This window comes from Trinickia caryophylli, assembly GCF_034424545.1.
Classification (GTDB): domain Bacteria; phylum Pseudomonadota; class Gammaproteobacteria; order Burkholderiales; family Burkholderiaceae; genus Trinickia; species Trinickia caryophylli.
Window position 1 is genome coordinate 1,176,717 of sequence record NZ_CP139970.1, and the last position, 22,611, is coordinate 1,199,327.

Genomic DNA, 22,611 nt, shown 5'->3' on the forward strand with positions numbered 1-22,611 from the left:
CGTGGAGATGAATTATGAATGGCGCATCTATCGAATACACCGAATATAGCGACGGCGCACTGTCGATCAATACGGAGGATTACTTCGTGCTCGACGAAGAGTTGATCGTATTCAGTCCGTCCAAGCAGGCCTACTTTGGCATCGGCGGCGCGGCACGCCTCGTCTTCGATGCAATGGCCGAGGCTCAAAGCCCGCTGACCGAGCGCGACATTCGTCTCAACCTCGGCGCGAGCCGCGCGCTGACCCCAACCGACATCGAACTGATCCGCGATGCCATCCGTGTGCTGCTCGAATTGGGAGTACTGCATGAGCACGCGCGATGAAGAGCGGCTGATCTTCCTGCTGCACGCACTCATTCGCACGCTGCTCGTCGAGCGTCCCGTCGACGAAGCGTATCTCGGCATCTGCAAGTCGGTATTGCCCGGGCTCGTGCTGGGCGAGTTCGGCGCGCCCCGCAGTCACCCCGCGGTGTGCGACAGGGCCAGCCTGCGCTATCTGACCGACATCTGCGACTACATCTACGCGCTCGACGACAAGGAATGGAGCTACGCGTCGTGCTACTCGGCCAGCATCGCCGTGCAACTCGTCGCGCTTGCGCGCGGCGTGCCAGCGCGTATCGCCATCGGCGTCAAGCGGCAGGATGCCAAGATGGTCGGCCACGCGTGGGTCGAGCTCGGCGATGCCCCGCAGGCTTCTGTCATCAATCCGGGCCGCGTATGCATCGACGATTTCAAAGTCGTCAAACGACTCGATGCTGAAACGGCTCTTCAATCGTGGATGAGGAAAACGTGCGATTCTGGACGCTGCTTGTGAACTACGAGGCGGCCGAAGCACAAGGCTACATCGACAAAGTCGTGTCGCTGCTGCGCGAGGTCGACGTGCGGCGCGTCCGCCGCAAGGATCTGGACTGGGCACGCCTGCTCGAAATCGATCTCGAGCTGGCACCCCGCCGCTGCCCTCCGGCCGCGCCCGAACCGCTGAGCGGCAACGCGGTCTACAGCGGATGGCTGCGGGACCCCTGCCTCGATCGCATCCACTCGGCGCTGCGCGACGATGCACTCGTCGTCGATCCGCTGGCCGCCGCCGCCGTGGGCGAATTCAGCTACGCCGCCATCGGCGCGCAAGGCGCCACGGCGGCGACGGACCACTATGCCACGCACCCTGTCTACTATCGGCAAGGCGAGCAGGGCCGCTGGATCGTCGCCAACGATCTGCGCCTTGTGCTGGCCGCCCCGGATATGGCCGTTGCGATCGACCGCCGCGCCTGCCGCGAGTTTCTCACACACACGGTGATGGTCAACGAAAACGAGCTCGGCAACGGCGCGACTTTCTTCTCCTCGGTACGCAAGCTCGAGCCCGGGGCGGCACTCGAAATCGCCCGGGACGGACGCTCGCATGAAATCGTCCGGCGCCCGCCCGGGGCCGCGCTGCCGCACGCCGTACGCGTGGCTTCCACGCGCCAGGATTACGTCGAGGCATTCAAGGAAGTCTTCGGACAATGCGTACGCGACCGCATGGCGGCGAGCCCGACCGGCCTCCTGCTGAGCGGCGGCATCGATTCGAGTGCGGTGCTTGGTGCCGCGCTATCGGCCGGCGCCAGTCCGCCGTTTTGCGTCAGCGTGGCATTCGACGATCCGCATCTCGTCATGAGCCAGGACGACAAACTTGTCACCTCGCTCTTCGAGGCATGCGACCTTCCGCACCGGATCGTCTACGCGGACGGCATTTTGCGCCTGCCGACGATCGACGACGCGAGCGCCTATGTCGATGGCCCCGATTCGGCGGCGAACCCGCTCGTCAAGGAAGCCTGTGCGGCCGCCCTTCGACAACGCGGCATCTCGCTCGTCATGACGGGCGAAGGCGGAGACGTCGTGCTCGGCGAAGCGATGCACGAGTTCATCGTCGACGGCATACGCGAAAGCGACGGCATGGCCGGCGTGCATCGCTATTTGTCCCGGCACCTAGGCCTGCGTCCCGGCTCGCGCGCGTATTGCCGCAAGCTGCTCGAGGCCGCCCTCCCGTACTTCGGCCATCGCGCGCTGCGCGCCGAGGCGCGCAGCGATGCGCGCGCGTCGCTGCCCGGCTATCTGATGCCCGCACTGCGTGAAGCCGAGTCTCAGTTCAGGTCCGAGCGCGGGCACGGGCGAACGGACCGGCCGCCGTCGTTCGCGCCCCGGCGCTTCCGCTATGTCGCCCACCGCTACATGCACGGGATGCTGTTCCCACGCGCATCGTATTTCGATACCCTTAACGTGCAGTGCCTGAACTCGCATCCGTTCCTCGATCCGCGCATGATGGCGTTTGCACTCAGTTGCCCGCCGCATATGCATCACGACTACTTCGAACTCGACCGCGCGAATCCTTATGCCAGCGCAAAGATGCTCGCCCGGCTTGCCTACCGGCACGAGCTGCCGCCCGCTGTCTGCGCGAAGACGCACAAGACGAGCTATGCCGGCATGGCGCGCCGCATGTTTCACAACAGCGGCCGTGCGCTTTACGCACTGGCCGCGCAGCCGATGCTGCTCGAGCAGTGGGGCCTCGTCGATCAGAAGACATTCCGCCGGCATCTGTGCGCCTACATCGCGGCCACTGAGGATCCGAACGCGAACCTCGGGATCAACTATCACTACATCCGCGGCGTCTGCGATCTCGAGGTGTGGCTGCGCAGGTTTTGCGGCACCCGCGCCGAGATCGATGCCCAACTCGCTTTTCGTCCGTTACGCGCTCTCGCCTGATCCAATGCCTGCCACCGTCTTTCTCGCTCGCCTCGGCGACGCGCTGCGCCTGCTGCGGCGCGCCTCCCCAAGCGCCTTCCATGGCGCCGTTGCCGCCAATCTATTGGGCGGCCTCGTGCCGGCCGCCCTCGTGTATGCGGGCGCCAGGCTCGTCGAGCAACTCGCGGCCGGCCGACCTCTCGCGGCCGTTGCCGCGCTGCTCGCCCTCTACGTGCTGCTCAACGGCTTTCAGGAATGCCTTACTTCGGTCACGGGCTTCGTGCTCGATACGCTGCGCGATCGCGTTCGCATGACCATGAAAGCCGACGTGAGCCGTGCGGTCGCCACGTTCCCCACGCTCGTCGTTCACGAAGACGCCGCGCTGCGCGAAACGGCCGTCCTGGCCGCGAAAGCCGGCGACGACCTCGGCGACCTGGTAGACCATCTGCATGCCGTGTTTCTCGGTGTCGTCACGATCGTGCCCGTCGTCGCGCTCACGGGCGCTATTGCCTGGTGGATGCCGGCCGTCATGCTCGCCGGCACCATACCCGCGATGATCCTGCGCGCGCGTGCCGAGCGAGCCAGTTGGGACGTTCAGGCACATCATGCTTCGACGTTCAACGCACTGCGCATTTTCGAGCGCGTGCTGATGCAACCCGAGTTCGCCAAGGATCTGCGCATCTATCGGATGCACGATCGCTTGCTCGAGCGATGGCGCGCGCGCTATGAAACCTACCTGTCGCAAGCCACGCACGTGCGCGCGCGCAATGCATGGCGTCTCGCCGCGGCGGCTGTCGTCACGAGCGCATGCCTTGCTTTGCCGCTCTTCGCAATCGCGCGCGGATTCGCCTCCGGGCGGCACGGCGTGGCCGATCTCGTCGTCTTCTTCGGCGCGCTCACGCAACTGCGCGACGGGCTCGCGGCCGTTGTCTACAACCTCGGCGATCTGCTCGGCGTCTCGTATGCGATCGAGCCGTATCGCACCTTGCTCGCGCGCCGCGCCGAAGCGGGTTCCCGCATATCGGGCACGTCGGACATCCCGCACGCCCCGGCCGCCGCCGATCGGGCCACCCTACCGGACAACGCGGAACTCGTACTACGAGACGTGACGTTCCGCTACGGCAACGCATCGGAGCCCGCGCTCGAACACATCGACCTCGATCTGCGCCGCGGCGAAACGGTCGCCATCGTCGGCGAAAACGGCGCCGGAAAAACGAGCCTCATGAAGCTCGTCTGCGGGCTCTACGCACCATCGTCGGGTGCGATGACATGGCGTGCCCGGCACGAAGCGGGAGACAATGCACGACGCAAAGCGCCACGCGTCGTCGCCGTGTTCCAGGATTTCGCCCGTTTTCCGCTTACGCCGGTGGACAACCTCGCGCTGCCCGCCGGCGCAGGCGCGCACGACGAACGCGTGGCTGCGCCGCTGCGCGCCGTGGGCCTCGACTCGCTCGTCTCGAAGACCGACATGCCGCTCACCTCGGAAATAGAGGGCGGCGCCGATCTCTCGGGTGGCCAATGGCAGCGGCTCGCCATCGCACGCGCGCTCGCGCATGCGGCCGAAGCGAATCTCTTCGTGTTCGACGAGCCCACCTCCGCGCTCGATCCCGAATCGGAAGCGCAAATCATGCATCGGATTCTCGAAACCGTTCGCGGCAAGACGGCGCTCATCGTCAGCCATCGGCTCGCACTCACCCGATTCGTCGACCGGATCGTCGTGCTCGAGCATGGCCGCATCGTCGAGCAAGGCTCGCACGACGCACTCATGGCCAAGCAAGGAAGGTACGCGCGGATGTTTGCCGCGCAGGCCCAGTTTTATCGGTAGGCAAATCGGTAGGCACGTCTGTACGCAGCGCGGACGCTCGCACCTATTCCACGCGCCGCCCGGCCCCCGTGCGCGAGCGCCTCGCCCGCAACCTCCCATCGGGGGCGCCCGCCTCCGCAGGCGCGGTAGTGCGGCACGCCGCGAGCCTGGACTCCAAACGATCGAGCACGGCCTGCGGTGCGAGCGTCGCCTGCGCGAAGCGCCGCGCGGCTGCGCCGAGCTCCGCTCGTTTCGGCGCGTCGTCCGCCAACGCGGCAATCGCCGACGCCAGCGCCTGTGCATCGTCCGGCTCGACGACGAGCCCGCGCGAGGTCACCACATCGTAAAGCTCGGTGCCCGGGCGCGCCATCGCGACGATCGCCTTGCCGCTCGCCATCATGCCCGTCAGTTTCGACGGCATCACGAGATCGGCGGCGTCCGCGCGCTGCGGCAACGCATGGACATCGGCCAAATTGAGCAATTCGTTCAGTTGCTCCGCCGGCTGCAAGCCGATGAAACGGCAATTCGGCAAACCGGCACAACGCTCGACGAGCGCCGCCTTCGTCGGCCCCTCGCCGCAAAAGACGAAGCACAGGTCGCCCCGCGCCGCGAGCAGCGCCGCCGCCTGCGCCAGATGCTCGAGCCCCTGCTTCTTGCCCATGTTCCCCGCGTAGAGCACGACCCGCGCATCGTCGGCAATCGACAGCATGCGTCGGAAAGCGCTGGGCCGGCCGAGCGGATGAATGGCCTTTCCATCGACCCAATTCGGCAAGTTGAACGCTTTCCCTGCGTCGACGCCCAGCCGCACCAACCGCTCGACCATCTTCGACGAAATCGACGAAACGACGTCGAAGCGCGTGATCAACGCCCGCTCGACACCGCGCGCGAGGCGTGCCGCGCCGGCGCCGTCGATGAGCCCGAGCCCGAACGCCGCATCCACTTCGAAATCCTGGACATGCAGCCACGACGCCGCGCCGCACGCATGCGCGAGCGCGAGCGCCGCCGGCGCGCAAAGCAGCGTCGGCGCAATCCCCATCACGACGTCGGGCCGCCACCGCCATTGCGCCGCCATCGGCGCAATCGACGTACATGCGAACGAAGCCAGATGAACGAGCCGTGCGAGGCCGCCCGGGCGCGCCGGCACCCAAAGCGGCGCGCGCCAGACCGTCACGCCGTCGCGCACCTCGCGCCGGTAGCGCCACGCGGACCAACCGGAAGCCACACGCCATTCCGGGTAATACGGCGGCGCCGTGACAACGCGTACCTCATGGCCGCGGGCGGCGAGGCCCTCGGCCATCTCGGCCGTGTACTTGCCCGTGCCCGTCAGTTCCGGCGCGTAGTTGAGACCATAGACGAGCAGCTTCATTGCGGCTGCCGCTTGGCGCGCGACGCGGCCTCGTCATCCCGCGGACCGGCGAGCATCGTGGCGCAACCGCGCGCGATATTGGCCGCGGCAGAGCGTGGGTCGAAGCGCGAGATCGTCGCCATGCAATGCCCGGCCGTCGCCTTCGCATCGCCGAATTCGCGCATGGCCGCAAGCAGCGCCGCGCAGAGCGCATCGGCGTTGCCCGCCTCGAACGAAAAGCCGGTTTGCCCTGCCACGATCAGCTCCGGCACGCATCCGCAGCGCTCGCTGACCACCGCCGGGCATCCGTGGCTCAGCGCCTCGTTCACGACGAGTCCCCACGGTTCGCTGTAGCTCGGCAGCACGAGGCAACTCGCCCTGAAGTACTCGCGGGAGAGCGGCTCGTCCTGCAGGCTGCCGAGGAAATGAACGGTACCGCGCAAGCCGAGCTCGTCCACCCGGCCCTTCAGCGCGTCGTGCATCGGCCCCGTGCCGACGATGCGCAGCGTCGCGCCGGGTACGGACGTGCGCAACTGCGCGAACGCCTGCAAGAGCGTATCGATGCCCTTTTCCTCGGAGAGGCGCCCGACATAGAGAAAGACGGCCTCGCGCCCCTGGCGCTCGGCAACCCGTTCGTCGAGCGCGCGCTCGCGCGGAAACGAGCGCGGCAAGGCCGCCGCCTGGCAGGGCACGAAAATCCGCTCCTCATCCGCCCCGAGCGACGCGAGATACTCGCGGCTGCGCTCGCCAAAGCCGAAGTACCCGTCGCAAAGCGCGAAGAAGATCCGTTTGGGTACCGACGTTAGCAGCCGCCGGGGCCGATCGAGCGCCGTCGAGTCGCAAAAGACGGCGCGCCGCTTTCGCGTGACGATGCAAGCCGCCAGCATCGCCCAGTATTCCAGGCGGTGATAGCCGGGCAGCACGACCAGGTCGGCCTGTGTGCGCAGTACCTCCCACGTCAGACGGCCGATCATTTTGCGCGTCGGCACGTCCTCGTAACAGCCGTCGAACAGCTTTCGCATCGGGTAGCGGTGAAACGAGTAGTCGACTTTCGAAAACCCGATGCGGTCGGTCTCGGTATCGGCAATCTGCACGATCGAATAGCGGATCGCGCCCGCTGCCGAAAGTTGGTGCAGCGCCGAGAATACAGCGCCCTTGTGCCGCGACCAGACGACGTTGTGGAATATGGTTACGGTCGATGTCATCTTCTTCGTCACCCGTTCGAAGTGGCTTCGAGCACGCAATGGCGTGCAACGAAATCCTCGTAAGTCCTGGCGATTCCCTCTTCCAGACCGATGCCCGCGCGCCATCCCATCCGCGCAAGCCGCGATACGTCGAGCAACTTTTGCGGTGTGCCGTCCGGCTTGGAAGCATCGAACACGAGTTCGCCCTCGTAGCCGACGATGCGTACGATCGTCTCCGCCAGTTGCCGAATCGAGAGGTCGGTGCCGACGCCGACGTTGTAAATGCCCTCGTCCACCCCGTGCTCGAGCAAAAAGCGCGTGGCCGCGGCAAGATCGTCCACGTGCAGAAATTCGCGCCGCGGTGTGCCCGTGCCCCACACCGTCAGGCTCGGCGCATGCGCGAGCTTCGCCTCGTGCGCCTTGCGGATCAGCGCGGGCAGCACGTGAGAGCCGCGCGGGTCGTAGTTGTCGTTCGGGCCGTAGAGATTCGTCGGCATCAGCGACACATAACGCGTGCCGTATTGGCTGTTGTACGCATTGCACATCTTGAGCCCCGCGATTTTCGCGATCGCATAGGCATCGTTGGTCGGCTCGAGCGCCGACGTCAACAGATACTCCTCGCGGATCGGCTGCGGGCACAGCTTGGGGTAGATGCATGAGGAGCCGAAGAAGACGAGCCGCGGCACGCGCGTACGGTAGGCTGCGTGGATCACGTTCGTTTCGATGGCCAGGTTGTCGTAAAGAAAGCGCGCCGGCTCCGACGCGTTGGCGAGAATTCCGCCCACGCGCGCCGCCGCGAGCAGAACCACATCGATGCCTTCTCCGCCGAAAAAGCGGTTCACGGCATGCTGGTCGGTGAGGTCGAGCTCCACGTGCGTGCGCGTGACGAGGTTGACATAGCCGTTCGCCTCGAATTCGCGCACGAGCGCCGAGCCCACCATGCCGCGATGCCCTGCGATATAGATCCGTGCCTGCTTGTCCATCGTCGCCCCCTCATTCGTGATGCTCGAGCGCCGTGAAGCCGGCCAGCTTGACGAGCGCATCGCGGCGGGCGAGCTGGTAATCGGCTCGCACCATTTCCTTCACGAGCGCATCGAAACTCGTGCGCGGCTGCCAGCCGAGCTTCGCATGCGCCTTCGACGGATCGCCCAGCAACGTCTCCACTTCCGTCGGCCGGAAGTAGCGCGGATCGACCCGCACGATCACGTCGCCCGGATTCATCCGGGTTTCGCGGTTGATCACCCGGTCGACCACGCCCACCTCGCTCACGCCCTCGCCCTCGAAGCGCACCGTTACGCCGAGCGCCTCGGCCGCGCGCTGCACGAACTCGCGCACGCTGTACTGCTCGCCCGTGGCGATGACGAAATCTTCCGGTTCGTCCTGTTGCAGCATCATCCACTGCATTTCGACGTAGTCGCGCGCATGCCCCCAGTCGCGCAGCGCCGAAAGGTTACCCAGATAAAGCTCCTTTTGCAGCCCCACCGCGATACGCGCGAGCGCCCGCGTGATCTTGCGCGTGACGAAGGTCTCCCCTCGCACCGGTGACTCGTGATTGAACAGGATGCCATTGCACGCGTAGATGCCATAAGCCTCCCGATAGTTGACAGTCGTCCAGTACGCGAACAGCTTCGCCACCGCGTAGGGACTGCGGGGATAGAACGGTGTCGTCTCGCGCTGCGGTACCTCGCGCACGAGCCCGTAGAGCTCGGAGGTGGACGCCTGATAAAAACGCGTCTTCTTTTCCATGCCGAGAATGCGGACCGCCTCGAGAATGCGCAGTGCGCCGAGCCCGTCGGCATTCGCCGTGTACTCGGGCTCGTCGAACGACACCGCGACGTGGCTTTGCGCCGCCAGGTTGTAGATTTCGTCGGGCTCGGTGTGCTGGATCACCCGCAGCATGCTGGCCGAGTCGGTCAGATCGCCGTGATGAAGGAAAAATCGCTCGTCGGCTTCATGGGGATCCTTGTACAGATGGTCGATGCGGTCCGTATTGAAGAGCGACGTGCGACGCTTGAGCCCATGCACGACATACCCTCTGTCCAGCAGCATTTCGGCGAGGTACGAGCCATCCTGTCCCGTGACACCGGTAATCAACGCGACTTTCTGCTTCATCGTCATCCCCCTTTTCGATAGTGAGGCCGCGCCGCCCGCGGCCATCGGCGGCGGCGCGACAAGTCATGGTTCCCATGGTTCAACGAGGCACCCACCTCATTCGGCAATGCTTTTGTAGCCGTAGTACCCGCCGTTGTAGGAGCCGCCCAGCATCGGCACCGCGGGCGGAACGTCGGTCAGCAGCACCCCTTTCAGGTTGACGCCGCCCGTCTCGAGCCGCTTCGCGGTTTCGCTGATCTCGGAGATCGGGTGCCGCCCGTAGCGCACGACGAGCAGCGTCGTACCCGCGTACTTGCCGATCACGGTCGAATCGGTGACGGCCAGCACCGGCGGCGTATCGATGATCACGAGGTCGTAATGGCGCGACAGCGCATCGAGCAAGTCGCGAAAGCGCTCGCTCATCAGCAGCTCGGACGGATGGCTCGGCAGCGTCCCTTTCGTCAGCACATCGAGGCCGGGCAACACTTCGCGCTGAATGACCGAGCCCGGATCGACGCCGCGCAGCACGTCGGAGAGCCCTGGCTGATGCCGCACGCCAAAATGCGAGTGCACCTCGCCTCGCCGCATATCGCCGTCGATGACGAGCACGCGTTTGCCGGCCGAAGCGACGAGCGCCGCCAGGTTCACCGACAGGAACGACTTGCCCGCATCGGGGCGCGAGCCGGTCACCATCACGATGTTGTTCGGCGCGTGATCGAGCGAAAGCTGCAGCGTCGTGCGCAGGCTGCGCACTCCTTCCACGGCGATATCCTGCGGCGACTGTGCCGCGAGCACGTGCAGCCCCTGGCGGCGCATCATCACGTTTTGCTGAAGCCGCAACTGCAAGCCGCTGCGCGGCACCACCGCGAAGACCGGTACGCCGATGGCGTTCTCGATCTCGTCGGCGCGCTCCACGCCGCCGTAAAGTGCCTTCTTGACGAAGGCCGCTACGATGCCGACGAAGAGTCCGCCGCCAAATGCGATCAGGATCACGAGGTAGCGCTTCGGCCAGACCGGCTCGTCGGGCGTCTCGGCGAAATCGACCACGCGCACGTTGCCGATCTGCCCGGCTTTCACGACGCGCAACTGCTGCGCGCTGTTGAGCAGGTTGGTATAGAGCTCCGTATCCACGCGCACGTCGCGCAGCAGCCGCAATGCGGTCTGCTCCGTATCGGGCAGTTGCGCGACGCTCTTCGACATTTGCCCCTGCGCGCCTTGCAGCTGCCCGATCTGAGCGTCGAGCGCCGCGACGGCCGGATGGCTCGCGGTAAAGCGCTGCGAAAGATCGGCGCGCTGACGCTGCAAATCCGCAAGCTTCGTCTTGTTGTCGACGATCTGCTGCAAGAGCAGCCGGCTCTCCTCGCTGAGATCGACGGTGCCGTGGTTGTTACGGAACGTGTTGTAACGCTGCTCCGCCTGATCGAGTTCACGCCGCAGTTGCGGCAACTGCTCCTCGAGGAATGCGAGCGTTCGCTCGGCCTCGGCGGAGCGGCGGTCCGCGTCCTGCTTGATGAACTGACGCGCGATGCCGTTCACGATGTCGGCTGTGAGCGCCGCATGCTCGCCTTGCAGCATGACATTGATGACGCCCGATTGCAGCGCCGTCTCCGTCACGCGCAGCGCCTTTTGCAGCCGCTCCACGGTATCGAGCGTGGACGAACGCGTGAGACGAAACTGCGTGCCGGGGCGCGCGGTGAGTCGATCGACGTGGACGAGCACGGGGCCGGCGGTGGTCACGCCGCGCACGTCCTCGCCAACCCGCCCGCTTGCGATCGCGACGCCGTCCGGGTCGTTCAGCGTCAACGTGCCCGAGGGGCCGGCGGCGAGCGTGAAGGGCTTGCCATAGAGCGCGCGCGGCGTATCGAAGCGGGCAACGTCGATCTTCTCGTCGCCCCAGGCGAACCCGCCGAGATCCATGAACGGCTCGATCCTGAAGCCCCACTTCCCGGTGGTCAGCGCGGCCAGCAGCGGCCCCGCGACGGGCAGCGCGCGCGGTTCGGCGGCGATGTCGAGGTGCAATTCGCGCACCGTCGCCTCGGTCACGAGACGCGACTTGAGCAGCTCGATTTGCGCGGCCGTCGTCGCCTTTCGCGTGAACATCCGAGAGAGCGGCTCGACGGGCTGCTGCTGATTGCCGCCACCGCCGTTCTCGCCGTTCTGCACGTCTTCCACCTGAATGACGGCATCTGCCTTGTAGACCGGACGGGCGAAAAATGCATAGCCGGTGCCGGCGAGCGTGACGACGAGTGCGATCGTCGCGATGAGGCGCCAGTTGCCGACGATCGCCTGGAGATAATCGGTCAGTCGCAACTCGTCGGCTGCTGCAACGTCGGTATAGCGGTTGTCGAAATTCATAGCCATTTCGGTTGCTCGCTTGCGATACGTTCCGCCATGCCTCGTCGTGCATGGTCGGAACCGATGAGGTAGGTCACTTCGTGACGATGGCCGCGGTCAGCCCCGCATTGATCGCGGGCAGGAACAGATTCAGCACGCGGTTGAACTTCACGAGCCCGCCGTTATCGACGTAGACGACGTCCTTGGGCTGCAGTGCGAACTGATTCGCCAGCACCATCGATACGGGCGAAGTCGCGTCGAGGTGATAGATCTGCGGGTTGGCGCCGGTCGAATCGCGGATGACGAAGAGCTGCTTGGCCGCGGCGGTGTTCGGATTGAGGCTGCCGGCCTCGGAGAGCGCCTGCGCCAGCGTGAGGCTGCCATTACGCATCGGCATGATGGTGGCCGGTTTGTTGACTTCGCCCATCACGTACACGCCGTGCTCGTCGCGCGAGCCCACACGCACCATGTCGCCCGGTTTCAGCACGATGTCCGACGGGTTGTGCCCCGACTTCACGAGTTCGCCGAAGTTGAGCGGGTAGCTCGTGCCGCCACGTACGAGCGTGACCTGACTCTGATCGGCGTTGCCCGTGAAGCCGCCGGCACGCCCGATCGCCTGCGTGAGCGTCATTGCGATGTCGTTGATCTGCTGCGCCCCGGGCTTGCCGACTTCGCCATCCACGTACACTTGCGAGGCGCGATACGACGCCACGCGCACGGTCACCTCGGGGCTCTTGTAGACCTTGCTGATGCGTCCGACGATCTTGCGCTTGACCGTATCGACGTTGTCGCCCGCCACGTGCAGCGTGCCCGCGTAGGGAAACTGAATGTTGCCGGCCTCGTCGACGACGAAACCAGGGGCCGCATCGGCATCGCGCGTCGTCTGCGCGGGTTGGCCGAGGGCCGCCGCGAGTTCCGGATGGTCCCAGACGGTGATCTGCAGCACGTCGCCGGGCCCGACCGTATAGGCCGACGGCTTGCCGAAGAGCGCCGCGACGTCGGGCGCGAGCGTATGCTGGGCCGTCTTGGCGTTCATCTGCCGAAGCAGGGCGAGATTGATGTCGGTGATCGGCACCTGCACTTTCTGCTGTGGCTCGGTGCTGTATTCGCCGCCGGTCTCGTCGACCGTGGGCGGCGTCACCATGCGCTGGCCAGGCACGATCGAGCAAGCCGACAACAGGCCCGCCAGCGCGATGAAAACGAATGTCAGAAAGGCGCGAACGCGCTCGTCGGAATAGCACATGATATGGGTTCCTCCGTGCCGGTTATTGGTGTGTCGCATCGGCGTGGGAAACACGCGCGGCGCGGCTCGATCGAGGTGTTTTCTCTGCTTTTTCAGTAGGCGTTCGTGTGCATGAGCCCCTTCACGACGGTCGCGGCGATGATTCGCATGTCGAGCGCGAACGACCAGTTGCCGAGGTAGTAGAGGTCGTGCGCCACCCGCCTTTCCATCTTCTCGATGCGGTCGGTTTCGCCGCGATAGCCGTTGATCTGCGCCCACCCCGTGATGCCCGGCTTGATGCGATAGCGATGGATGTAGCCCGCCACGACCTTCCGATACAGATCGTCGTGCTCGAGCGCGTGCGGACGCGGGCCGACCACCGACATCTCGCCGCGCAGCACATTGAAGAATTGCGGCAGCTCGTCGAGGCTCGTGCGGCGCAGGAACGCGCCGACTTTCGTCACGCGCGGATCGCGCCGCACCGCCTGCTCGACGACGCCGGGCGTTGTCTGGTGCACGCGCATCGAGCGGAACTTGTAGATCGTGAAGACCCGCCCATCGGCCCCTTTGCGCTTTTGCCGGAAAAACACGGGGCCAGGCGACGATAGCTTCACGGTGATGGCGATCGCGATCATGACGGGCGCAAGACCGATCAGCGCCGCAAGCGCGAAGACGCGATCGAAAGCTTCCTTTTTCAACAGCGCGCTCGGAGAAAGCGGGGACGCCATGAGGTTGATGGCAGGCACGCCGAGCAGATCGATGATCCCGCTCGTGTCGAAGAGCGCGAGCGTGTGCACGTCCGGCATGAAACGGACGTTGACGAGTTCGTCGCGAAACTCGCGCACGACACGCAAGATCGTGCGCTCCTCCGACAGCGGCAGCACGAGCCACACTTCGTGCACGTCGCTGGCGCGCACGTAGGCCGCGAAGGCTTCGAGATCGTCGAAGCGGCGGACAGGCGCATCGTGGCCGTCGAGAGACGGGACCTCATGGTGCGGGTCGCCCCCGGGCAGATAGACGGCCGTTGCGCGAAAACCCGTGGCGGGCGCCGCCTCGATCCGGCGCAGCATCTTTTCGCAATGTGCGCCACACCCCACGAGCGCGACCTGATGCAGGTTCCATCCGGCATGCCGTACCCGGGCCAGCACGGCATGGGCGCCGAGCCGGTACGCGATCAGCAGGCCGCCTGCCAGCGCCGTCCAGTAAGCGAACCAGAGCCGGGACACGAAATCGATCTGACGCAGCGAGAACATGACGGTCAGCGCGCACGCCTGCACGACGAACCACGCGAGCGCGACCTGCCCCGCCAGCAGCCGCTTCGAGCGGCCTCGCCAGGATTCGTACACCCCGAACACCGGAAACAGCACCATCGCGAACGCCGCGGTAAAGAGCGCGAACGCATCGGTGAAGCCGCGCTGCGCCCAATCGGCAAACCGCATGTGCGAAGCGAGCACCGCGGCGCCGATGATGAGCACGACGTCGACGAGCCGCGCGATCAAGCCTTGGAAGTCACGCATGTCGGCCTCCGCGCCACTCAACCCGGCACCCGGCCGTCGGTGCCGGTGCTCACGGGGGCCGGCGGCTCGCAGCGGCCATATTGGTCGTCGAATCGCACGATGTCGTCCTCGCCCAGATACGCGCCCGACTGCACCTCGATGATTTCGAGCGGCACTTTCCCCGGATTCTCGAGCCGGTGCGTCACGCCGAGCGGGATATAAGTCGACTCGTTCTCGCTCAGCAGGAACGCATCGTCGCCGCGCGTGACGCGCGCCGTACCGCGCACGACGATCCAATGCTCCGCGCGATGGTGGTGCATCTGAAGCGAGAGCCGCGCACCCGGCGAGACGACGATGCGCTTGACCTGAAAGCGATCGCCGCGATCGACGGAGTCGTAAGAGCCCCACGGGCGCCGCACTTTCCGATGGGCATCCGCCTCGGGTGCGTGATCGGCCTTGATGCGCGCGACGAGACCTTTGATGCGCTGCACGTGCGAGCGATCGGCAACGAGCACCGCGTCGGCCGTTTCCACGACGACGAGATCCGTCGTACCCACGCAGGCAACGAGGCGTCCCTCCGAATGCGCGTAGGTCGACGTCGCGCCTTCGAACACGACGCGGCCGCGCGCGACGTTGCCGTCGCCGTCCTTGGCGAGCGCGTCCCATACGGCATCCCAGGAGCCGAGATCGGACCAGCCTGCCTCGAGCGGCACGACCACGCCGCGAAACGGCGCATCGGCCGAGCCGAGATGCTCCATGACGGCATAGTCGATCGAATCGGCGGGTGTGTCCGCAAAGGCAGCGGGCGCGGGATGGAAATGCTCGCCGGCTCGCGTGCCGTGTTCGAATGCGGCCATGCACGCGTCGTGCATGTCGGGCCTGAGCGCGGCCACCGCGTCGAGCCACACCGAAGCGCGCATGACGAAAATTCCGCTGTTCCACCAATACGTGCCCGCTGCGAGATATTGCGCAGCCAGCTCGGCCGCGGGCTTTTCGACGAATCCTTCGACGCCGTACGCGCCGTCGCCGAGCGCATCTCCCACGCGGATATAGCCGAAACCCGTATCGGCCCGCGTCGGCGGTACGCCGAGCGTTGCGATCGCACCCTGCTCCGCGTATCGTGCGGCGCGCTCGAGCGCGGCTTGAAGCGCGCGGACGTCGGCGATCGAATGATCGGCCGGCATGACGACGAGAACCGCGTCCTCGCCCTCGGCGCATGCGTGCGCCGCCGCGAGCGTGAGTGCCGGAGCGGTGTCGCGCCGCGCGGGCTCGACGATGAGCTGCGGCGTGACCCCGCTCGCCCGCAATTGTTCGTCGATGAGAAAGCAGTGCTCGCCGCCGCAGACGATGACAGGCGACTCCGCGAGCGTCCAACCGTCGGGAAAACCGTCGAGACGGCGCACCGTCGCCTGCAGCAGCGTATCGGCGCCGATCACGCCGATGAGCTGCTTCGGATAGTGCTCGCGCGACATCGGCCAAAGCCGTGTGCCGGAGCCGCCCGCGAGCACGACCGGAACGATGCGCCGGCACGACTTGCCGACGACAGCGGCCCGCGCCCCGACGGTGTCGCGCGGCAGCATCGTGGGCATCGCGCGCTTCCCGTCGCCATATTGTTGTGTGAGAGGCCTCATGCTTCGCTCCTGTGGTCAACCGCGCGCTTCGCGGCGGCTTTGCACGCGGAACTCGGTGGGCGACACCATCATGCGTTTGCGAAAGATCTTCGCCAGCCGGTCGCCATTACCCATGCCGCTGCGCCGCGCGATCTTGTCGACGGGGAGCTCGGAATCGATGAGCAGGCTGCACGTGATCGCGAGGCGCACCTGCAACAGGTAATCCGACGGGGTCATGCCGAGTTCCAGCTTGAAGCGCCGCAGGAAATTGCGCTCGCTCATGGCGGCGACCTGCGCCGCGTCGGCAATCGAAATCGGGCGCTCGCAGTTGTCCTGGATCCAGCGCGCGGCCGCGCGGATCTTGTCGCCCGCGCTCGCGGCACCGGCATCGCCGAGAATCGGCACGAAGCGCGCGCTCGAGCCCGGCATCAGCCGCTCTGCCACGCTCTTCGCGATATCGAGACCGAGGTCGCGCTTGACGATCGCGAGCGCGCCTTTCATCGGCGCGAGCCTGTCGCCTGCTTCGACGACGGGCGTCTCGTTGCCGGCCTGACGAAGATACGAACTGAATTGATGACCGCTGTCGCGATTACCGATGCCGGCGGCCTCGAGCAGCAAGTGCCCTTCCTCGATCGAGCGGACATTGCTCGTCTTCACCTGCACGCGGCGCAGCCAGCCGATCAGACGTTCGTCGTTGGCCGCGACGCTGGCGCCCTTTCCGCCCGCGACGAAGAGCGCATCGAAGCCGCTGTAATGGCGCGCATCGAGCCCGTCGGTCCACACGCGCACCGACGACGAGCAACTTACGTTGCCGCCGCCGGCCGAAAGGAACGAAACGTCGTAGATCCAATCCTCATGCGATCGTGTAGCAACGAGCTCGTTGGCGACGTGGAACACCTCGGCAACGAGCCCTGCCCCAAGCAGCGAAAATCCGTCGAACAGCACGATCGCGACGCTGCGCGTGGCGCTGTGCGCGCGCTTCTCGCCAACGGACAACCAACCTGTCAGCGCGGGTTCGATACTGGCGTAAGGCATGGCATTTCCCTCGATAGTCATTGCCTGCATATTGGCTGCCCTCTTTCGTCAATTTGCAGTGCATCATAGCCAGCACGGATAAGCATTGCGGATTCCGTGACGCAATTCGCCGACATGTTGGCGGAATGATTCCGTTCGCTGTCTTATGAATCCGACGTCTAAATCCGCCGTTCGCCGCACCAGGCCGGAACAGTCGGGCACATACACAATTCAATTACCGAATTCACCGCCACGTCATTTGACTGCTGAACGCCGTCCGCTCGGCAAAAACAGTGCCGACGGTCGTGCCGCCGTTGGCGGCCGGCGTTCGTCTCCTTCGTTACGTGGCTTGCGATGATCAGTAGACTCGGCTTCGTGCGAGCCGATGAGAAAACGCGCGGCAGCTCGTGATACGAGGCTTCGCGGCAAGAGAACGACTGCCGGGCTCAATGCGCCCGCAGCCAGAGGCTGCCCGAAGACACTCCCGAACAAACGCACGAGACGTACGATAAGCGCAGTCGAGCCGACGTTGTGTTGCGCACCCCACACTGGCGAATAAAGGCTAGCGAACCGCCGGTGCGGCGATCGGAAATAAAGCTCTTAATTTCCTATTTCGTATCAGCGAACAGATTGTCGCATTCAATTTTCATGTTTCAAGTTCGATTCATGCGCACCGCTTCGAGCTACCCACAATATGGCATGCATGGTCTGAACAAAGACACATTGCTGGCTGGCGTAATAAAGCGGGACTTCTTATCCCCGGCCCGCGCAATCCATCAATTCATGATCTGTTTGCACGCTGCGGCGCATCAAGCCCCGCACCGAAAACGCGGGACAGGCGCGGCTCGGGGGCGCGGCCTCGCGCGCGGTTCACCGCGACTCCCTTGAGATCGGCGTCGGTCGGACGCCTGCGACGAAGTGCGGCGCGTCGGGCCGTCGAGTCGGCAAACGATGCACGGACGAAACATCGCATGAGCGCGACGCGAGCGGCTTGCCGCCGTGCGAGCACCATGGCCCCGTATCGATCCGCCAGCGCACCTGCATAAATCGACTAGGTGTTTCACTCCCGAAAATTACCGAAAGTCTGTAGTCTTTCGCTGCGAGTCGTCGTCTCGGGATTTCGTCGAACGCAAACGTTTGCACATCATCCCGGATCCTCGCTCAACCGAAGCGCGGTGCATCGAGTCGCCGCACAGGCGGCCCGTTTCGGTCCGCCTTGCCTCACGTGCCGGGGGGCGTTGCCGTCCCTGCCCGATACGCGAACGCGCTATTTCCTCTTATCGGCCGCCACTGGCGGCGCCGCACATCGCCCTCCCGCGATGCGCGATGCCTGCGCTTGTCTTTTTCATGGTGCGGGCGCTTTTTCCAGACGATAAAGAATGGAACGAACGAACGCCTATTCCCCCATCGATCATTCGAAAACCCCTCATCGCCATCTCACGTCGTCCGTTCGCCTGCGCCCTACGGTTGCGCGCGTCGGGCTCGGCGCCGCCATTGCGGGCGCCGTCGCAATGCTCGCCGCGTGCGGTGGATCGGGCGGCGCTTCGTCCGGCACGAGTTCGGCGGCCGGGCAGACGAACTCCACTTCGATCACGCCGATCGTTGCCGCCGGCGGCGAAGCGCTGACCTGCGGTGCCCCGTCCGCGCCGACGAACGCGGCTTCCACGAGCGGCGACGCAGTCGAAGCCGACACGCCCGGCAGCGATGGCTCGCGCACGTTCGCGCTGGGCTCGAACTTTCAGATCGCGCTCACGACGCGCACGTCGCAAAGCGACACCCTCGCATGGCAAGTCCGCGACAACTGGAACGTCGTGCGCGCGAGCGGTACGGTGCCCGTGCAAAGCGGTGCGCATTCGGTCACGCTCGATTGTTCGTCGACCCTCGCGGGCTACTTCGCCATATCGGCCACGCTTGCGAAAGAGAGCAGCCAGTTGCCCGCGCGCGGCACGCGCCCGGCAGGGGTCGCGACGTTCGGCGTACGGCCCGACGTATCGGCCACGCTGCCCGCCGCGAGCTTCGCCCGTCAGGACCAGCATCGCTTCGGCGGGCAGGGCGCCAACTATCTGATCGCCGGCCAGACCTGCTGCAGCGGCGACGGCTATCGTCCGCTCTATGCGGACCTCGGCCTCGCGTGGGCGAACGACAACCGCAACTGGTACATGGAGGAGCCGAACGGTCCGAACACGTTCGTGCCAGGCACAGGCACGCTCGCACCGTACTTCAGAAACGGCGACATCAGCCGGCTCATCCAACTCGACGGCATTCCGGGCTGGGCCAGCCCCACGGGCGCGCAGACTCTCGGTTACGCGCCGGCATCCGAAAGCGCCTTCCAGGATTACGCGAGCCGCGTCGGCACGGATTCGGCGCTCATTCGCGCCGCCTACTTCCCGAATCAGGCGAAGAACTACTATCAGATCACCTGGGAGCCCGACGGCGGCGGCTCGACCAAATGGCTCGACAGCGACGCCAATCTCGTCGCCATGTATGCGGCGGCCTACACGGGGCTGCATTCGACCGATCCGAATGCCGTCGTGATGGGAGTGACCGCCGCGATCCTGCGCACGAATACCCAGTGGCTCGCGCGCCTCGCACCGCTCGGGCTCGCGCAGTATCTCGACGGCCTGACGGTGCACGGCTACTACGATGCCGGTACGTCGCCGTCGCATCCGCCCGAACGTCTCGCCACGGATCCGGATCCGGCCACCGCCGCCAATGCGCTGCCGGCCTCGATGCGCGAGCTGCGCAGCGCGATGGCCAAGTACCTGAAGCCGGGCGCGAAGCTCTTCGCCACCGAGACCGGCATCAGCTATGACACCGGAGCCACGTACGGCTCCAGCTATCCGACCCAGGACATCCTCTTCGCGCAAGGCGCCGTGGTCGCACGTACGCATCTGATCCTGCTCGGCGAGGGCGCCGACATGACCTACGTCTTCTATTCGTCCGATAGTCCCGACGATACGCCCGGCTACGGCCTGTTCTTCGACCTCTCGAGCGCGAACGGCAGCTACGGTTCGAGCAACATCAGTCCGAAGCCCGCTGCGATGGCCGTTGCGGCCATGACTCGCATCGTCGACGGCACGAGCACGATCGGCTATTTGAACGGCGTGCCGGCCGGTGTCTACGGCTATGCGTTCCAGCGGCTCGGCGGCGGCAAGATCGTCACGGCACTCTGGACGCACAACAACGCCGTATGGAGCGCGTCGGCCGGATTCAGCGCCAGCTACAGCGTGCCCTATACGCTGCAGGTCGACGACGACGGCACCTCGGGCCAGGTCACAGTGCTCGACGCCATGGGCAACGCCGCATCGATGCCCTACAGCAACGGCCGCATTACGCTGTCACTCACCGAAGCGCCGCTTTACGTAGTGTCGGCAAACGCGGCCGTGGCCAAGGCGAACGCCACGGTGCCGACCGGCTACGTCGCGCAGTAGCGCGACGGCGAATCAGGGAGGCAAGGGAGCAAGCGGGCGGCGGACCTCCGTCCATCGATACACAATGTGCGGCAGGCCACCGTGCCCGCGCGCGCATTGTGATGGAGTCGACCGTCCGGTCCCGTACGGTTCGTCGCCTGGCCATGCCCTCCTGCTCGCCCATTCTCGCCTCCCGTGTTGCCCGCATCCGCCTGCGCGCGCGAGCGGCTTGCCGTGCCGCCGCCGAGCCGCGCCGCATCGCCACGCTCCTCGTGCTGCTGTGCACGGCCTGCGGCCAGGATGGCGACGAGGACGGCACCGCAATCGGCGCCATACCGCCCGAAGCGGCGAACGCCGCCGCCGTCGTCGCTTCGGCGCCCGCTGCGACACACGGCGCCGCGCCCGTCTCGATCGTTTGCGAACCGCCGTCCGGCAGCCCTGCGCCGGCCGCCGCGCAAGGCGACATGCTGGAGGCCGATACGCCAGGCAGCGACGGCACGCGCATGTTCGCGCTGACGAAGCCGTTCACGGTCGCCATCACCACGCGCACCGCCCGCGACGGCCAGCTCGTGTGGCAGGTGCGCGACGAGCGCGGCGCCGTGCGTGGCGGCGGCCGCTTCGCGATCACGTCCGGCACAAAAACCTGGACGCTCCGATGCCGGGCTTCGCGGGCCGGCTACTTTGCCCTGTCGGCGGGCCTCGCGCCGTCGCGCGCCAATTCCCCGGAGCGCGGGGGCGACGTTCCAGAGGCAAGCGGTGCGCTGCCCGCGCGCGGCACGCGGCCAGCCGGGATAGCCACATTCGGCGTACTCCCCGAACTCGGCGCATCGCTGCCGCCGCCAACCTATGCACGCCAGGACCAGCACCGCTTCGGCGGCCAGGGCACGAATTATCTGCGCCCGGGCCAGCACTGCTGCGACGGCGACGGATACCGCCCGCTCTATCCAGCCCTCGGTCTGTCCTGGGCCAACGACAATCGCAACTGGTACATGCTGGAGCCCAAGCAGGCCGACAGATTCGAGCCGGGCGTCGATACGCTGGCCCCGTACTTCCGCAAGGGGGACATCATGCGGCTGATCCAGCTCGACGGCCTGCCCGGATGGGCGAGCCCGACCGGCGAGCGCACGCACAGCTATGCCCCCGTATCGGAAGCGCAATACCGCGATTACATGCGCCGCGTCGGCACTGACTCCGCACTGATCCGCACGGCCTACTTCCCCAGCCAATCGAGCAACTACTATCAGGTAACCTGGGAGCCCGATTACACGGGCGGCCTGCCGTGGCGCGACACCGACGCGCATTTCGTCGCGCTCTATCGCGCGACCTACGAATCGATTCACGCCACCGACCCGCATGCGGTCGTGATGGGGACCGCCAACGCCTCGGTACGCGAAAACACGCGCTGGCTCGCGCGGCTTGCGCCGCTCGGGCTCGGCCGCTATCTCGACGGCATGGCGATACACGGCTACTACGATACGGGCTGCTCGCCCTCGCATCCGCCGGAGCGCCTCGCGACAAGCCCCAACCCCGCGATTGCCGCCAATGCGCTACCGGCCTCGATGCGCGAGCTGCGCGGCGCGATGGTCAAGTACCTGAAGCCGGGCGCGAAGCTTTTCGCCACCGAAACGGGTGTCAGCTACGACGTCGGTACGAGCTACGGCCCGGCCTATCCTAGCCGCGAGGTCCTCTTCGCCCACGGCGCCGTCGTCGCGCGCACGCATCTGATCCTGCTCGGCGAGGGCGCCGACATGACCTACATCTTCTACTCGTCGGACACGCCCGACGCCCCACCCGGCTACGGGCTCTTTTTCGATCTCTCGAATCCGAAGGGCAGCTACGGCTCGGGCGCGATCAGCCCCAAGCCTGCCGCGATGGCCGTGGCGGCGATGACCCGCATCGTCGACGGCACGACCACGATCGGCCGTCTGAACGGCCTGCCCGCCGGCGTCTATGGCTACGCCTTCCAGCGGCTCGGCGGCGGCAAGATCGTCACCGCGCTCTGGGCACACGACAACGACGTCTGGAGCGCATCGGCTGGCTTCAGCGCCACCTATGGCGTGCGTTACACGCTGCAGGTCGACGACGATGGCACCTCGGGCACCGTCACGCTGCTCGACGCCATGGGCAACCCCGCATCGATGCGGTACGCCAACGGGCGAATCGCGCTCGCGCTGAGCGAGGAGCCGCTTTACGTGGTGTCGGCGAACGCGGCCGTGGCCAGGGCCCATGCCACCGCGCCCGCGGGATACATGGGCGAGCGCCGCTGATCGCAATGCTGGCGCCGCCCGGCGCGAAAGTATCGATGGCAACTGACAACATCTCGCGCTTTTCCGACGCTGCCCACAGGCGTTGCCGGAGCGCTGCATATGATGCGACGCAGCCGCCTC

15 protein-coding genes are annotated in these 22,611 nt (G+C 66.0%); 6 read left to right on the forward strand and 9 right to left on the reverse strand.

Going from position 1 to position 22,611, the window contains the following annotated elements:
• Positions 1–14: 14 nt before the first annotated feature.
• Genes U0034_RS05350 through U0034_RS05365 form a run of 4 tightly spaced genes read left to right on the forward strand, consistent with a single transcriptional unit; the run spans position 15 to position 4,539 of the window.
• The gene (locus U0034_RS05350) at positions 15–323 is read left to right on the forward strand and encodes a hypothetical protein (RefSeq protein ID WP_085223660.1); all 309 of its coding nucleotides are present in this window, start codon (positions 15–17) and stop codon (positions 321–323) included.
• The gene (locus U0034_RS05355) at positions 307–813 is read left to right on the forward strand and encodes a lasso peptide biosynthesis protein (protein WP_158243535.1); all 507 of its coding nucleotides are present in this window, start codon (positions 307–309) and stop codon (positions 811–813) included. Before U0034_RS05350 ends, U0034_RS05355 begins: the two co-directional genes overlap by 17 nt.
• Entirely contained in the window at positions 774–2,735 is a 1,962-nt protein-coding gene (locus U0034_RS05360) for an asparagine synthase-related protein (protein WP_139831097.1), read from the forward strand. The genes U0034_RS05355 and U0034_RS05360 overlap by 40 nt, the downstream gene beginning before the upstream one ends.
• On the forward strand, positions 2,695–4,539 hold the full coding sequence (locus tag U0034_RS05365; RefSeq protein WP_085223654.1) for an ATP-binding cassette domain-containing protein: 1,845 nt from the start codon (positions 2,695–2,697) through the stop codon (positions 4,537–4,539). Before U0034_RS05360 ends, U0034_RS05365 begins: the two co-directional genes overlap by 41 nt.
• 43 nt (positions 4,540–4,582) lie before the next feature.
• Here U0034_RS05365 and U0034_RS05370 read toward each other — a convergent pair whose 3' ends face one another.
• The 9 genes from U0034_RS05370 to U0034_RS05410 form a co-directional block, all read right to left on the reverse strand.
• Positions 4,583–5,884 carry a glycosyltransferase WbuB gene (locus U0034_RS05370; protein WP_085223652.1) on the reverse strand — a complete coding sequence of 434 codons (1,302 nt, stop codon included), beginning with the start codon at positions 5,882–5,884 and terminating at the stop codon, positions 4,583–4,585.
• Positions 5,881–7,068 carry a glycosyltransferase family 4 protein gene (locus tag U0034_RS05375; RefSeq protein ID WP_085224413.1) on the reverse strand — a complete coding sequence of 396 codons (1,188 nt, stop codon included), beginning with the start codon at positions 7,066–7,068 and terminating at the stop codon, positions 5,881–5,883. Before U0034_RS05375 ends, U0034_RS05370 begins: the two co-directional genes overlap by 4 nt.
• Before the next feature lie 8 nt (positions 7,069–7,076).
• Positions 7,077–8,030, reverse strand: coding sequence for a GDP-L-fucose synthase family protein (locus U0034_RS05380; RefSeq protein WP_085223650.1), 954 nt, complete (start codon positions 8,028–8,030; stop codon positions 7,077–7,079).
• 10 nt (positions 8,031–8,040) lie between these two features.
• A complete protein-coding gene (gmd, locus tag U0034_RS05385) occupies positions 8,041–9,159 on the reverse strand; it encodes a GDP-mannose 4,6-dehydratase (RefSeq protein ID WP_085224411.1) in 1,119 nt (372 codons plus the stop codon).
• 96 nt (positions 9,160–9,255) lie between these two features.
• On the reverse strand, positions 9,256–11,499 hold the full coding sequence (locus tag U0034_RS05390; RefSeq protein ID WP_085223648.1) for a polysaccharide biosynthesis tyrosine autokinase: 2,244 nt from the start codon (positions 11,497–11,499) through the stop codon (positions 9,256–9,258).
• A gap of 67 nt (positions 11,500–11,566) precedes the next feature.
• Positions 11,567–12,715: a polysaccharide biosynthesis/export family protein gene (locus U0034_RS05395; RefSeq protein WP_176072571.1), complete on the reverse strand. Its 1,149-nt coding sequence runs from the start codon at positions 12,713–12,715 to the stop codon at positions 11,567–11,569.
• Positions 12,716–12,807: 92 nt separating this feature from the next.
• A complete protein-coding gene (locus tag U0034_RS05400; protein WP_085224407.1) occupies positions 12,808–14,211 on the reverse strand; it encodes an undecaprenyl-phosphate glucose phosphotransferase in 1,404 nt (467 codons plus the stop codon).
• A 17-nt stretch (positions 14,212–14,228) separates the two neighbouring features.
• On the reverse strand, positions 14,229–15,779 hold the full coding sequence (locus U0034_RS05405; protein ID WP_102623009.1) for a mannose-1-phosphate guanylyltransferase/mannose-6-phosphate isomerase: 1,551 nt from the start codon (positions 15,777–15,779) through the stop codon (positions 14,229–14,231).
• Between the two features lie 57 nt (positions 15,780–15,836).
• Positions 15,837–16,835, reverse strand: coding sequence for a GlxA family transcriptional regulator (locus U0034_RS05410; RefSeq protein ID WP_085223644.1), 999 nt, complete (start codon positions 16,833–16,835; stop codon positions 15,837–15,839).
• A 1,358-nt stretch (positions 16,836–18,193) separates the two neighbouring features.
• Here U0034_RS05410 and U0034_RS05415 point away from each other — a divergent pair.
• Both U0034_RS05415 and U0034_RS05420 read left to right on the forward strand, forming a co-directional pair.
• The gene (locus tag U0034_RS05415; RefSeq protein WP_085223640.1) at positions 18,194–20,245 is read left to right on the forward strand and encodes a hypothetical protein; all 2,052 of its coding nucleotides are present in this window, start codon (positions 18,194–18,196) and stop codon (positions 20,243–20,245) included.
• Positions 20,246–20,388: 143 nt separating this feature from the next.
• The gene (locus tag U0034_RS05420) at positions 20,389–22,491 is read left to right on the forward strand and encodes a hypothetical protein (RefSeq protein WP_233211967.1); all 2,103 of its coding nucleotides are present in this window, start codon (positions 20,389–20,391) and stop codon (positions 22,489–22,491) included.
• The last annotated feature ends 120 nt before the right edge of the window (positions 22,492–22,611 follow it).